Origin of the sequence: Ramlibacter monticola, assembly GCF_016722785.1 — a bacterium.
Lineage (GTDB): Bacteria > Pseudomonadota > Gammaproteobacteria > Burkholderiales > Burkholderiaceae_C > Ramlibacter > Ramlibacter monticola.
In genome coordinates, this window is record NZ_JAEQNE010000004.1 from 120,786 (window position 1) to 132,883 (window position 12,098).

The following is a 12,098-nucleotide window of genomic DNA, read 5'->3' on the forward strand; positions in this document are numbered from 1 at the left end:
CCTCGGAAGTGCGCGGATCAGGCCAGCCGCGCCTTCACGCGCTCCGGCGTGAAGGGCAGGTCGCGCAGGCGGCGCCCGGTCGCCTGCGCGAAGGCATTCGCGATCGCCGCCACCATCGGCCCCTGCGAGCCTTCGCCGACGCCCAGCGGCCGCTCCTCGGGCCGGTCGACCAGCTTCACCTCGACCCGCGGCACCTCGGGGAAGCGCAGGATCGGGTAGTCGGGCCAGTTGCGCGCGCCCAGTTGGCGCTCGTCGTAGGGATAGGCTTCGTGCAGCGTCCAGCTCGTGGATTGCACCATGCCGCCCTCGATCTGGTTGCGGAAGCCGTCGGGGTTGACCACCAGCCCGGCATCGGCCGCGGCCCAGGCCTGCGTCACCCGCACTTCGCCGCTGCGCGGGTCGACCAGCACCTCGGCGACCACGGCGCAGTAGACCGCGAGGTTCTTGTAGCGCGAGAAGCCGATGCCGCGTCCGCGCAGCGGCCCGGCGGCGACCGGCCGGCGCGCGTCGCGCGTGTCCAGCGCCGGCCCCGGCTGCCAGCCGGCCAGCGCGGCGACCTGCTCGATCACGGCGCGCGCGCGGGGATCTTCCAGGTGCGCGAGGCGGAAGGCGAGGGGATCGGCGCCCGCCGCGCCGGCCAGTTCGTCCATGAAGGATTCGGCCGCGAACACGTTGGCGTAGGCGCCCAGCGTGCGCAGCGCCGAAGTGCGGATCGGCTGGTCCAGCAGCAGGTGGTTGGTGATGCGCTGGCGCGGGAAGGCGTACAGGGGCACCGCATTGCGGTCGCCGCCGCCGGACGGCTGCGGCAGGTTGCGCGAGGGCCCCGGCAGCAGCGGGTCGGGCAGCTGCCAGGCGGCCAGCAGGTTGCTGCCTTCCGGATCGCCGGGCCGCGTGCTGTGCGTGTAGCTCCACAGCTCGTGCTGCCAGTCGACGATGCGGCCGCCGTCGAGGGCGGCCCTCAGCTGCATCACCATCGGCGAGCCCAGGGGCTCGAAGGCGAATTCGTCCTCGCGCATCCACTGCAGCCGCACCGGGATGCCGGGCAGGGCGCGCGCCACCAGCGCGGCGTCGAGCGCCACGTCGTCGGCGCCGTTGTGGCCGTAGCAGCCCGAGCCTTCGCGGTGCATCACCGTGATGTTCGCCGGCGCAATGCGCAGCGTCTTGGCGAGATCGCCGCGCAGCGGGAACACGCCCTGCGAGTGGGTCCAGACCTGCAGCCTGCCTTCTTCCCACTGCGCGACGGCGCAGGAGGGGCCGATCGACGCATGGGCCTGGTAGGGGCGCGTGTATTCGGCGTTGACCGTCGTGGCGGCGGCGGGCAGCGCGGCGGCCGCGGTCTTTTCGCTGACGACGCCCGTCTGGGCCCGCGCGGTCTTCAGGTAGGCGAACAACGCCGGGCCGCGCGGCGGCAGGGGGCCGGCCGCTTCCCAGCGGGCGTTGGCATGCAGCGCGCGCCAGGCGGCGACCGCCTGCTCCTCGCGCTCCGCCGCGACGGCGAGGAAGCTGCCTTCGCGCACCACCGCCACCACGCCCGGCATGGCCCGCGCCGTGGCGACGTCGGCTTCCAGCAGCCTGGCACGCGGCATCGCCGGCCGCACCACCCGCGCGTGCACCATGCCGGGCAGGCGCAGGTCCTGCACGTAGGCCGGCGCGCCGCTGACCTTGGCCGGGATGTCGCGGCGCCGGACGCTCTGGCCGATCAGGCGGTGCTGCCGCGCCGGCTTCGGCGCGACCCTGGCCGTGGCCTCGCGCTGCAGCGTGTCGCCGGCCACTTCCCAATAGCTCGTGCGCAGGGCGGACCCGGGCTTCGTGATCGCGCCATCGGCGACCACCAGTTCGGCGGCCGGCACGCCGAGGCGCGCGGCGGCGGACTGCAGCAGCAGCTCGCGCGCTTCGGCGCAGGCCAGGCGCAAGGCCGTGCCGCTGTCCTGCAGCGACAGGCTGCCGGCCGTCATGCCTTCGTTGGGCGTGCGGGCGGTGTCGCCCGAAACCACCTCCAGCCGCTCGGGGGCGACGTCGAGTTCGTCGGCCACGATCTGCGTCAGCGCCGTGAGGATGCCCTGGCCCAGTTCCACCTTGCCCGTGAACATGGTGACGGTGCCGTTCGGGCGGATGCGCAGCCAGGCGTCGAGGCGTCGGTTGGTGTTGAGGCTGCCGGGCAGGGGCGCCGGCGCCTGCGCGTGCAGGCCGCCGAGCGCGAACAGCACGAGCAGCGAGCCGCCCTGCAGCAGGGCGCGGCGCGAGACGGCGGCGTCCATCACAGCGACTTGTCGGCGGCGGCGCGCCGGATCGCCTTGAGGATGCGGGTGTGGGTGCCGCAGCGGCAGAGGTTGTCGGCCATCGCGCTGCGGATCTGGTCCTCGCTGGGAGCGGGCGTGCGGTCCAGCAGGGCCTTGGCGGTGAGGATCATCCCCGCGCTGCAGTAGCCGCACTGCGCGGCCTGCTCCTCGATGAAGGCGCGCTGCAGCGGGTGCGGCTGCTCCGGCGTGCCGAGCGCTTCCAGCGTGACGATGCGGCGCTGCGCCGCGGCGCTGGCGGGGACCGAGCAGGACCGCATGGGCTGGCCGTCGATGAGCACCGTGCAGGAACCGCAGTGGCCCGAGCCGCAGCCGTATTTCATGCTGTTGAGGCCGAGGTCGTTGCGCAGCACGTAGAGCAGGGGCGTGTCCGGCTCGGCGGGGCTGGAGTGCCGCTCGCCATTGACATGGAGCGTGACGGTCATGGGGCCCTCCTGTGGGGACAGGGACACTAGTTCCGGGCCGGCACCGCGTCAACGGATCTTTCCCGCCGCGCCTGCGCGCGCGATCCGCAAGCGCCTACACTGCACGCGCGACGGCCGTGCAGACGGGTGGTCGCCAACCGGGGAGCCTTGCTTGATCGTCGTCTTCTGGATGGAATACCCGCAGGGCGCGGGCGAGGCCCGCGCACGCAGCTTCGCCTCCGACGCCCTGGGCGAGGCGCTGCGCTTCGCCGAGGAACTGCGCGCGCGGCGCAAGGCCGGCGAGGCGATCAGCCACGTGGCGATCCAGTCCGAGCTGCCGCAGGCGGTCGGGCCGGCCGGCGTGGCCGATGCGCCCAAGGACTACGCGCACTACAAGCGGCGCATCGATCCGGCGATCCCGCTGGGGCGCCCCTCGGGCGGGTCCTAGGCAGGCGGAAAGTCGGACGGCCGCAGCTCGATGGGCTGCCCGTGCGGCGTGCGGTCGGCCGCGTGGTCCCAGGCCTGCTGGTAGCGAAGCAGTTCGGCCAGCGAGGACGCGCCCTTCTCGGCCACCAATTGCTCCAGCGCCTCCAGCCACTGGCGGTAGTAGGCATCGGTGGCGTCTTCGCCGGGCTGCGCCGGCGCGGCCTCGATGCGCAGCGCGAGCGCCTTCGCCCATTCGGTCCAGGAGAACAGGTCCCGCTCGTACAGGGCCAGCGTCATGGCGAAGGCCTGCGCCTGCCAGGGGGCGCGGAACACGGGGCCGCCGTGGTCGCGCGGCAGGCCGGGGAGGCTGGAAAGGCTCATGCGGGTGGGGAGAGCATGCGTCCGTACTCGGTACGCACGAAACCATAGCAGCGGCAGGCCGCGGCTTCCAGCCCCTCGCGGTCGGTCACCTGGATGCGGCCGCGCGTGTACTGGATCAGGCCGCGCTTCTGCAGCGAGGCAGCCACCTGGTTGACGGTGGCCAGGCGCTCGCCCAGCATCTGTGCCAGGAATTCCTGCGTGAGCTCGAATTCGTCGCCCCGGACCCGGTCGTGCGTCTGCAGCAGCCAGCGCGCGCAGCGCTGTTCCACCGCATGGGCCCGGTTGCAGGCCGCGCCCTGCGCGATCTGCACCAGCAACGCGTTGGCATAGCGGTGCAGCACGCGGCCGAAGGGGGGCTGCGCGACGACGGTCGAGCGCAGGTCGGCCGCTTCCATGCGCCAGCCGGTGCCTTCGACCTGCACGAAGGCGCGGCCGAAGCTGAGCTCGGCCCCGAGCAGCAGGCCGGCGCCCAGCATGCCTTCGCTGCCGATGGTGGCCACCTCCACGTCGGTCTCGGCGGCGGCCGAGCCGAGCATCGACAGCACCCCGTCGGTGGGGAACCAGGCATGCCTCATCGGGGCCTGTTCCTGGTACAGGTCCTCGCGCAGTGCGAGCGCAACCGGCTGCAGCAGCGGGGCGATGGCGCGCAGGGCCGCGTCGTCCAGCAGGGCCAGCAGGCGGTTGCCGCGCAGCTCGGTATGCACAGTGTCCATGCGTCCTCGGGGGCTCGGGCGACAGACGTTTATAGCGCCAAGTGAGCGCTCGCGGTGCCGCCCGCGGCGGCGGCCGGCGGGGAGCGTGGCCGGACATCGTTGTTACTTCTGCCCGGCAGAGCAGGGCAGGCCGGCCTTCAGGCAGGCTCGAGATAGGGCTCCCAGGCGTCGATGGAGACCCGCAATCCCGGCGCGGCGCCGGCGCCCCACAATTCCGCGCCCTCGAACACCACCGTGTAGAGCGGCTGCGGATCCTCCCCGCGGCCCTGCGCATGCGCATCCGCGAACACGTGCGCTCCGTGCACCTTGGCGATGGTGCCGACCTTGCCGCGCGCGTAGCCGGGCAGGCGGGTGTGGTGGGGCACGGGATGGAGCCGCGTGCGCACACGCTCCCCGAGCGCGAAGCGCGGGTTGCGCGCACCGGGGCGCGCGGTGGGCGAGCCGGCGGCCAGCGCGGCCGCGACCTCGCCGGCGTGCAGCACGCGCGCGAGCGGCACCGGCGGGTGCAGCATGCGGCCGGCCGCGAGTTCGTCCGGGTGCAGCTGCCGCCGCTCGAGCATCAGCTTTTCCAGCGCCGCCAGCCAGACCTGGTAGTACGAGAGGCGCAGGTAGTCGGGCAGGGTCTCCCGCGCCGCGCGGGTCATGTCGAGGTTCCAGCTGCCGGTGGCGCCCATCGCGAGCACGAGGGCCAGCGCCTCGGGCTCCCAGCCGGCGTGGAAGCGCGTCTCTTCGTCTTCCGGCTGCACGGGGCCGAAGCCGGCGCGGCCGCCCAGGTCGGCCTGGGAGGCGTAGGGGACGGATGCGGTCATGCGGCCATGATGGCACGCCGTGGCGTTCCCGCGCCAGCGGCCCTTGCGCGCCGCCGTCCGGCGGGGATAAAGTGCGGCGAGACGCGGGAGGTCTGCAGATGAAGAAGCGTCAGATGCTGCGCGCGGCCGCCGTGGCCGTTGTCACCGCCCTTTCGGCCTGCGGCGGCGGGGGCGGGAATCCGGGCACGTGCTTCGGCAGCCCGGAGGTGTGCCTGGAAGGCGACAACCCGAATTTCGGGACCCCCACGCCCGTCACCGGGTCCGTGTCGCCCAGCACGCCCACCACCACGACGACGACCACCGGCACGCCCTTGACCCCGACGACCGGCACGTCGGGCACCACGCCCGGCGGCATCACCGTCGGCAATTGATTTGGGAGTCCCGGCGCAGGCCCGTTTCTCTGCCGCCCAGGCTGCTAAGGCGCGTTCGGCAGCCCCGTGCCTATCATCGAATCGCGCGTGACCAGCGCCGCGAGCTGCTCCTCGCTCATGCCTTCGGTGCCCGGCGGCCGCTGCGGAATCACCAGGTAGCGCACTTCGGCCGTGGAGTCCCACACGCGGATCTCCCGCTCGGGCGGCAGGGCCACGCCGAACTCCGCCAGCACGCCGCGCGGGTCGCGCACGGCGCGCGAGCGATAGGGCGCGCTCTTGTACCAGACCGGCGGCAGGCCCAGCACCGGCCACGGATAGCAGCTGCACAGGGTGCACACGACGATGTGGTGCACCTGGTCCGTGCTGGCAAGCGCCACCAGGTGTTCGCCCTGCCGGCCGGTGTAGCCGAGCGAGGCGACCGCGGCGGTGGCATCGCGCAGCAGCCAGTCGAAATAGTCCGGGTCGGACCAGGCCTTCGCCACCACCCGGGCGCCGTTGCGCGGCCCGATGCGGGTCTGGTAGCTCTCGACGATCGCGTCCAGGGCGCCGGCTTCGACGTAGCCCTTTTCCAGCAGGATGGTCTGCAGCGCGCGCACGCGCAGCTCGGTCGCGTCGAGCTCGCTGTGCTCGTGCGGATGCGGGTGGGGATCGGGCTCGCCCATGCGCGCGACTATGCCGCACGCGCACGGGCCGTGCAATGCGAGCCTAGATATTTGTGGGACAGGACACTAGCCTACGAGGGTGCGGAGAATGTCGACCACCAGGTTGTGGTTCGAGACCAGGACGACCTGGTTGTCGACCACCGCGTAACGATAGCCCGCGGGCGGAGGCGGCAGCGTGGAGCGCACCCGCTGGGGCACGACGAAGACGGCGCCGGGCGGCAGCGCCTGGCCGACCACGACGTGCCGCGCGTGGCCGCGCGGGATGCAGTGCTCGTGGCTGCGGACCAGCCCCGGCGGGCAGGCGTGGCGCACCACGTGGCGCGGCTCGGCGATTACCACGCGCTGCTCGATCACGCGCACTTCGTCGTGGCCGCGGCCGTGCCGGTCGCCATCGTGGCCGCGCCCATGGCCATGGCCGCCGTCGGCCAGCGCCGGGCCGAAGGCCACGGCGGCGAGCAGGGCTGCGAACAGGGGTTTCCTGGAGATGTTCATGGTGTGTTCTCCCTTTTTCAGACTCAGCCAGAGCATCGCTTCCGAGCAACGCGGCGGGTGTAGGAGCGCTGCGTCACCCCGCGCCCGCATGGGGAGACGCTGCCGTGGTCGTGGCTGTTCGGCGTCGGCCGGCGACAGCCCTGCCTGCAGGTGGAAACCCCCGACGGACCCCGCGGCGCGCAAGTTTTGCTCCAGGTCAAACACCAGATGTAGTGTCCCGACCATGATGCGCACCCTATATCTAGTGTCCCATACGGAGGAGGTCCAATGAACGCACCCCTGCAGCCCGCGCCGCGGGAAGTCGTCAAGCGCAGCGGCGAACGCGCGCCCTTCGACGCCAGGAAGATCGAGAACGCGCTGGCGCGGGCCGGCGGCGCCACCGGCGAGTTCGACGCCGACGAGGCGGCGCTGCTGTCCGCGCAGGTGCGCAAGGTCCTGATGTTCCGCTTCCACGGCCAGGCCCCGCACATCGAACAGATCCAGGACGTGGTGGAACAGACGCTGATCGCCGCCAACCACCTGAAGACCGCCCGCGCCTACATCGTCTACCGCGAACAGCACGCGGCCATGCGCAAGGGCCGCCAGACCCTGGTGGACGTGCACGCCTCCATGAGCGAGTACCTCTCGCGCAGCGACTGGCGCGTCAACGCCAACGCCAACCAGGGCTACTCCCTCGGCGGGCTGATCCTCAACGTGGCCGGCAAGGTCACGGCCAACTACTGGCTGTCGCACGTCTACACGCCGGAGATCGGCGAGGCGCACCGCAGCGGCGACATCCACATCCACGACCTCGACATGCTGTCCGGCTACTGCGCCGGCTGGTCGCTGCGCACCCTGCTGCACGAAGGCCTCAACGGCGTGCCGGGCAAGGTCGAGGCGGCGCCGCCGCAGCACATGTCCTCCGCGGTCGGCCAGGTGGTCAACTTCCTCGGCACGCTGCAGAACGAGTGGGCGGGCGCGCAGGCCTTCTCCTCCTTCGACACCTACATGGCGCCCTTCGTCCGCAAGGACGGCATGAGCTACGCGCAGGTGCGGCAGTGCATCCAGGAACTGGTGCACAACCTCAACGTGCCCTCGCGCTGGGGCACGCAGACGCCGTTCACCAACCTCACCTTCGACTGGACCTGCCCGGAAGACCTGCGCGAGCAGGTGCCGGTGATCGGCGGCAGGGAGATGCCCTTCACCTACGGCGAGCTCGGCGCCGAGATGGACATGATCAACCGCGCCTTCATCGAGGTGATGACGGAAGGCGACGCCAAGGGCCGGGTGTTCACCTTCCCGATCCCCACCTACAACATCACGAAGGACTTCCCCTGGGAGTCGGAGAACGCGACGCGCCTGTTCGAGATGACGGCGCGCTACGGGCTGCCCTACTTCCAGAACTTCCTCAACTCCGAGCTCGAGCCGAACATGGTGCGCTCCATGTGCTGCCGCCTGCAGCTGGACGTGCGCGAGCTGCTGAAGCGGGGCAACGGCCTGTTCGGCAGCGCGGAGCAGACCGGCAGCCTGGGGGTGGTGACGGTCAATTGCGCCCGCCTCGGCCACCTGCACCGCGGCGACGAAGCCGGGCTGCTGCAGGCGCTGGACCGCCTGCTGGAACTGGGCAAGCAGAGCCTGGAAACCAAGCGCAAGCTGATCCAGCGGTTGATGGACCAGGGCCTGTTCCCCTACACCAAGCGCTACCTCGGCACGCTGCGCAACCACTTCTCGACGCTGGGCGTGAACGGCATCAACGAGATGATCCGCAACTTCAGCGGCGGCGAACACGACATCACGAGCGGATGGGGCGAGTCCTTCGCGCTGCGCCTGCTCGATCACGTGCGTGCGCGCATCGTCGCCTTCCAGGAGGAGACCGGGCATCTCTACAACCTGGAAGCCACGCCGGCCGAGGGCACGACCTACCGCTTCGCGCGCGAGGACCGCAAGCGCTGGCCCGACATCCTGCAGGCCGGCACCGATACGCAGCCCTACTACACCAACTCCTCGCAGCTGCCGGTGGGCTTTACCGACGATCCCTTCGAGGCGATGCAGCGGCAGGAGACCCTGCAGTCCAAGTACACCGGCGGGACCGTGCTGCACCTGTACATGGGCGAGCGGCTTTCGAGCGCCGAGGCCTGCCGCATGCTGGTGCAGCGCGCCCTGACGCGCTTCCGGCTGCCCTACATCACGGTCACGCCGACCTTCTCGATCTGCCCCACGCACGGCTACCTGGCCGGCGAGCACCCGTTCTGCCCGAAGTGCGACGAGGAGCGGCTGGCGCGCAAGCGCGCCGTCCTCGCGATGGCGGCCTGATTCCCTTGTCATCCCGGAAAGGAGTGAGCATGAGCGTTCCCCCCACCAGCCAGCAGGACTTCGTGGCCTGCGACGACGTCACCCTCTCCGACGAGGAACGCCAGCCCTGCGAGGTCTGGACCCGCGTCATGGGCTACCACCGGCCGGTGGCGAGCTTCAACACCGGCAAGAAGGGCGAGCACCAGGAACGGCGCTTCTTCGTCGAGCGTGCCTGAGCGGACCGAGGCCGCCCGGCTGCGCGTGGGCGGGCTGCAGCGCTGGACCAGCATCGACTTCCCCGGCCGCCTCGCGGCCGTGGTGTTCTGCCAGGGCTGCCCCTGGCGCTGCAGCTATTGCCAGAACCCCGAGCTGCTCGATGCGCGGGTCGAGCCGCAACTGGCGTGGGAGGAAGTGATCGCCTTCCTGCGCGGCCGCCGCGGGCTCCTCGATGGCGTCGTCTTCTCCGGCGGCGAGCCTTTGCTGCAGGCCGCGCTGCCGGCCGCGATGGCGGAAGTGCGCGCGCTCGGCTTCGAGGTCGCCCTCCATACCAGCGGCATGTACCCGCAGCGGCTGCGCGAGGTGCTGCCGCTGGTGGACTGGATCGGCCTGGACGTCAAGGCGCCCTGGCACCGGCTGGACGCGCTGACCGCGTCGCGCGACAGCGCCTCGCGCGTGCTCGATTCGCTGCTGCAGGTGCTCGTGAGCCGCGTGGCCCACGAGTGCCGCACGACGTGGTCGCCGGAGCTGTTTCCCCTGGAGGAACTGCACACGCTGACCGAGGAGCTGTCCACCCTGGGCGTGAAGCGCTGGTGCCTGCAGCAGTGCCGCGGCGGCACGCTGCCGCACCCCGCCCCCTGGCGCGGCGACCTGGCGCTGTTCGCGCAGCGCTTCGAATCGTTCGAATTCAGGGCGGCGTGAGTTCCCTCAGCGCGCGAAGGTCCCGTCCTTGCGGATCATCGTGAGCGCCACGTAGCGCGATCCCAGGTTGCTCTGGCGGCCGTAGCTGACCGCGAATCCGCCGAGGTCCTCGTTGGCGAAGCCCTTCAGCGTCGCGATCAGGCGCGCGCGCGTGAGCGGCGGGGCGGTCTTCTGCAGGGCGGTCGCCACCAGCTTGGCGTTGAGGAAGCCCTCCATGCTGTTGTAGCTGAACCGGCCGTCCGGCAGCGCGCCGACGGTCTTCTGGTACTCGCGCACGATCGGGTTGCCCAGCTCCGTGAAGGGGTAGGGCACGACCTGGCTCACCACCACGCCGGAGGCTTCGGCGCCGAGGTCGGCGTGCAGTCCCGAAGCCACGCTCAGCACGAAGACCTGCGGATGCAGGCCCTTGGCGTACAGCCCCTTGACCAGTGCGGCGGCGGGCTTGGACTGGCCGATATACAGGACGGCCTGCGGCGCGGCGGCGGCGACGGCTTCGACGGCCTTGGCCACGTCGACCGTGCCGCGCGGCACGGGTGCCAGCGCCACCGGCTCGGCGCCGCGCTTCTTCAGGGCCGCGTGCAGCGCGTCCAGGCCTTCCTTGCCGAAGGCGTCGTCCTGGTAGGCGGCGGCGATGCGCGTGATGCCGGTGGTCCAGGCGTGGTTGATCGCCGCCTCGATCTCGTCGGTCGTGCTGGCACGCAGGTGGAACAGGCCGTCCACATAGGGATCGCGCAGGGACTTCGCGCCGCTGGTGTTGCCGATTTCCGCGATGCCGGCCGCCTGGAGGATCGGCACGATCTTCTGCACGTTGGCCGTGCCGCGGTAGCCGACCAGCGCGAGCGCGTCCTGCTCGATCAGGGCCCGGGTGTTCTCCGCGGTCTTCTCGGGGTTGAAGCCGTCGTCCAGGCTCACCAGCCGGATCTTTTCGCCGCGGATGCCCCCCTTGCGGTTCAGCTCGTCGAAGTAGGCGTTCATCCCGCGCAGGTAGTCACGCGTCAGCGCCGCCGAAGTCCCGGACAGGTCCCCGGAATGTCCGAGCACGATGTCCGCGGAGCAGAGGCACGGGGCCAGTGCGGCGAGCACGGCCAGGGCGCGGCGCATGCGCGCCGGCACGAATGCAGTCATGTGGAGGTCTCCCTTGAAGCGCCGGTCTTGACACTCGGCTTGCAGCGACCGTATCGGCAGCACGCGCCGGCGCGCGCTAGGGATGTCCCTAGACCGAGGGTGAACGGTCGTCCGGCGACGACGGCCGGTGGTCAGGCCGTTGGCGAATCGCGAAACTCGCCCGGCGACACGCCGGCCCATTGCCGGAAGGCGCGGGCGAAGCTCTTCTCGTTGCGGAAACCCACTGCGGCGGCCACCTGCTTGACCGGCCTCGTGGTGCGGTAGAGAAGGTCCTTGGCCCGCTCCAGCCGGACTTCGTCCTTCAGCTGCTGCAGGCTCGCGCCTTCCTCCTTCAGTTGCCGGTGCAGCGTGCGGGCGGAGACGTGCAGCAGCTCCGCCAGCGCTTCGGCGCTGTGCGAGCGCTCCGGGTGCGCGGCGAGCGCCTGCCGGACCTGCGGCACCAGCAGGCGGTCGCGCCGGTACTGCAGCACCGTGATCGACAGCGCCCGCTGCAGCATCTGCGCCAGTGCCTTCTCGTCGCGCCGCAGCGGCAGCTTCAGGTACCGGGCGTCGAAGCGGATCTCCGCCTGCGCGGCGCCGAACGCCAGGCGCGCCGGGAACATGTGCGGATAGGCGTCCGCATGCGGCGGCTGCGCGAAAGGGAAGCGCGCCTCCAGCAGCGGGATACGCGAGTCGATGTACCAGCAGGCGAGGCCGTGCACGTTGCGCAGCAGGAAGGCGAGGCTGAGCTCGCGCACTTCGCGCGGGATCGCCCGGCGCTCCTCGATCGCGATGGACGCCGTGGCGCCGTGGACCGCGAGCGAAAGGCGCACGTCACCGGTGAGCAGGCCGTGGTGGCGGCACCAGCGCTTGAGCGCGACGCCGAGGTCGGGCGCGCTGAGCGAGGCGCGCGCCAGCATGCCGTAGCTGCCCCAGGGCAGGGGCCGCTCGAAGGCGGCCAGGCCCTCGTCGTCGAGCTCCTCCATGGCGGCGGCGGACAGCGTCTCCATCTGGCGGGCGGTCATCCGGCTTTCGGCCTTGTGCAGCTGGGCTGGCGTGATCTGTGCCAGCTTCAGGGCCCGGTCGGGGCTGCCGCCGCGCAGCCGGCAGGCCGCCGCGATCGCCTGGGCGAACGCGATGGGGGTGGCGGCGGCGGGAGCTCGGCGCAGGCTGGGGGACGGCATGGCTGGAGTGTAGTGCGCTGGCAGGATTTGCAACCTGCGCGGCAACGCGGGGAAGGGGCGATTGCC

At 71.5% G+C, this 12,098-nt stretch carries 14 protein-coding genes; 5 read left to right on the plus strand and 9 right to left on the minus strand.

Features of this window, described 5'->3' with window-relative positions; all coding sequences use genetic code 11:
• Positions 1 to 17: 17 nt before the first annotated feature.
• A complete protein-coding gene (locus JJ685_RS17200) occupies positions 18 to 2,258 on the minus strand; it encodes a xanthine dehydrogenase family protein molybdopterin-binding subunit (RefSeq protein ID WP_201675549.1) in 2,241 nt (746 codons plus the stop codon).
• Positions 2,258 to 2,722, minus strand: a complete 465-nt coding sequence (locus tag JJ685_RS17205) for a (2Fe-2S)-binding protein (protein WP_201675550.1) — start codon at positions 2,720 to 2,722, stop codon at positions 2,258 to 2,260. The genes JJ685_RS17200 and JJ685_RS17205 overlap by 1 nt, the downstream gene beginning before the upstream one ends.
• A gap of 151 nt (positions 2,723 to 2,873) precedes the next feature.
• Here JJ685_RS17205 and JJ685_RS17210 point away from each other — a divergent pair, with 151 nt between their 5' ends.
• Entirely contained in the window at positions 2,874 to 3,149 is a 276-nt protein-coding gene (locus tag JJ685_RS17210) for a hypothetical protein (RefSeq protein ID WP_330901794.1), read from the plus strand.
• On the opposite strand, the gene JJ685_RS17215 is transcribed toward JJ685_RS17210, so the two are convergent.
• The 3 genes from JJ685_RS17215 to nthB form a co-directional block, all read right to left on the minus strand.
• On the minus strand, positions 3,146 to 3,508 hold the full coding sequence (locus JJ685_RS17215) for a nitrile hydratase accessory protein (protein ID WP_201675551.1): 363 nt from the start codon (positions 3,506 to 3,508) through the stop codon (positions 3,146 to 3,148). The genes JJ685_RS17210 and JJ685_RS17215 overlap by 4 nt on opposite strands.
• Complete coding sequence (locus JJ685_RS17220) at positions 3,505 to 4,221, minus strand: Crp/Fnr family transcriptional regulator (protein WP_201675552.1); 717 nt, start codon at positions 4,219 to 4,221, stop codon at positions 3,505 to 3,507. The genes JJ685_RS17215 and JJ685_RS17220 overlap by 4 nt, the downstream gene beginning before the upstream one ends.
• A 137-nt stretch (positions 4,222 to 4,358) precedes the next feature.
• A complete protein-coding gene (nthB, locus tag JJ685_RS17225) occupies positions 4,359 to 5,030 on the minus strand; it encodes a nitrile hydratase subunit beta (RefSeq protein ID WP_201675553.1) in 672 nt (223 codons plus the stop codon).
• Positions 5,031 to 5,128: 98 nt separating this feature from the next.
• Here nthB and JJ685_RS17230 point away from each other — a divergent pair, with 98 nt between their 5' ends.
• Entirely contained in the window at positions 5,129 to 5,401 is a 273-nt protein-coding gene (locus JJ685_RS17230) for a hypothetical protein (protein WP_201675554.1), read from the plus strand.
• A gap of 44 nt (positions 5,402 to 5,445) precedes the next feature.
• Here the strand turns inward: JJ685_RS17230 and nthA are convergent, their stop codons facing one another.
• The gene (nthA, locus tag JJ685_RS17235) at positions 5,446 to 6,063 is read right to left on the minus strand and encodes a nitrile hydratase subunit alpha (protein ID WP_201675555.1); all 618 of its coding nucleotides are present in this window, start codon (positions 6,061 to 6,063) and stop codon (positions 5,446 to 5,448) included.
• A 66-nt stretch (positions 6,064 to 6,129) separates the two neighbouring features.
• Complete coding sequence (locus tag JJ685_RS17240) at positions 6,130 to 6,555, minus strand: RcnB family protein (protein WP_201675556.1); 426 nt, start codon at positions 6,553 to 6,555, stop codon at positions 6,130 to 6,132.
• Positions 6,556 to 6,822: 267 nt separating this feature from the next.
• Between JJ685_RS17240 and JJ685_RS17245 the strand changes: the two genes are divergently transcribed.
• From JJ685_RS17245 to JJ685_RS17255, 3 genes are read left to right on the plus strand one after another with little or no spacing between them, the layout of a single operon-like run.
• Positions 6,823 to 8,847, plus strand: a complete 2,025-nt coding sequence (locus tag JJ685_RS17245; protein ID WP_201675557.1) for a ribonucleoside triphosphate reductase — start codon at positions 6,823 to 6,825, stop codon at positions 8,845 to 8,847.
• 29 nt (positions 8,848 to 8,876) lie between these two features.
• Positions 8,877 to 9,062, plus strand: coding sequence for an anaerobic ribonucleoside-triphosphate reductase (gene nrdD / locus JJ685_RS17250; protein ID WP_201675558.1), 186 nt, complete (start codon positions 8,877 to 8,879; stop codon positions 9,060 to 9,062).
• The gene (locus JJ685_RS17255) at positions 9,055 to 9,744 is read left to right on the plus strand and encodes an anaerobic ribonucleoside-triphosphate reductase activating protein (RefSeq protein WP_330901795.1); all 690 of its coding nucleotides are present in this window, start codon (positions 9,055 to 9,057) and stop codon (positions 9,742 to 9,744) included. The genes nrdD and JJ685_RS17255 overlap by 8 nt, the downstream gene beginning before the upstream one ends.
• 6 nt (positions 9,745 to 9,750) lie before the next feature.
• On the opposite strand, the gene JJ685_RS17260 is transcribed toward JJ685_RS17255, so the two are convergent.
• The gene (locus JJ685_RS17260; protein ID WP_201675559.1) at positions 9,751 to 10,869 is read right to left on the minus strand and encodes an ABC transporter substrate-binding protein; all 1,119 of its coding nucleotides are present in this window, start codon (positions 10,867 to 10,869) and stop codon (positions 9,751 to 9,753) included.
• A 131-nt stretch (positions 10,870 to 11,000) separates the two neighbouring features.
• On the minus strand, positions 11,001 to 12,032 hold the full coding sequence (locus JJ685_RS17265; RefSeq protein ID WP_201675560.1) for an AraC family transcriptional regulator: 1,032 nt from the start codon (positions 12,030 to 12,032) through the stop codon (positions 11,001 to 11,003).
• Positions 12,033 to 12,098 lie beyond the last annotated feature (66 nt).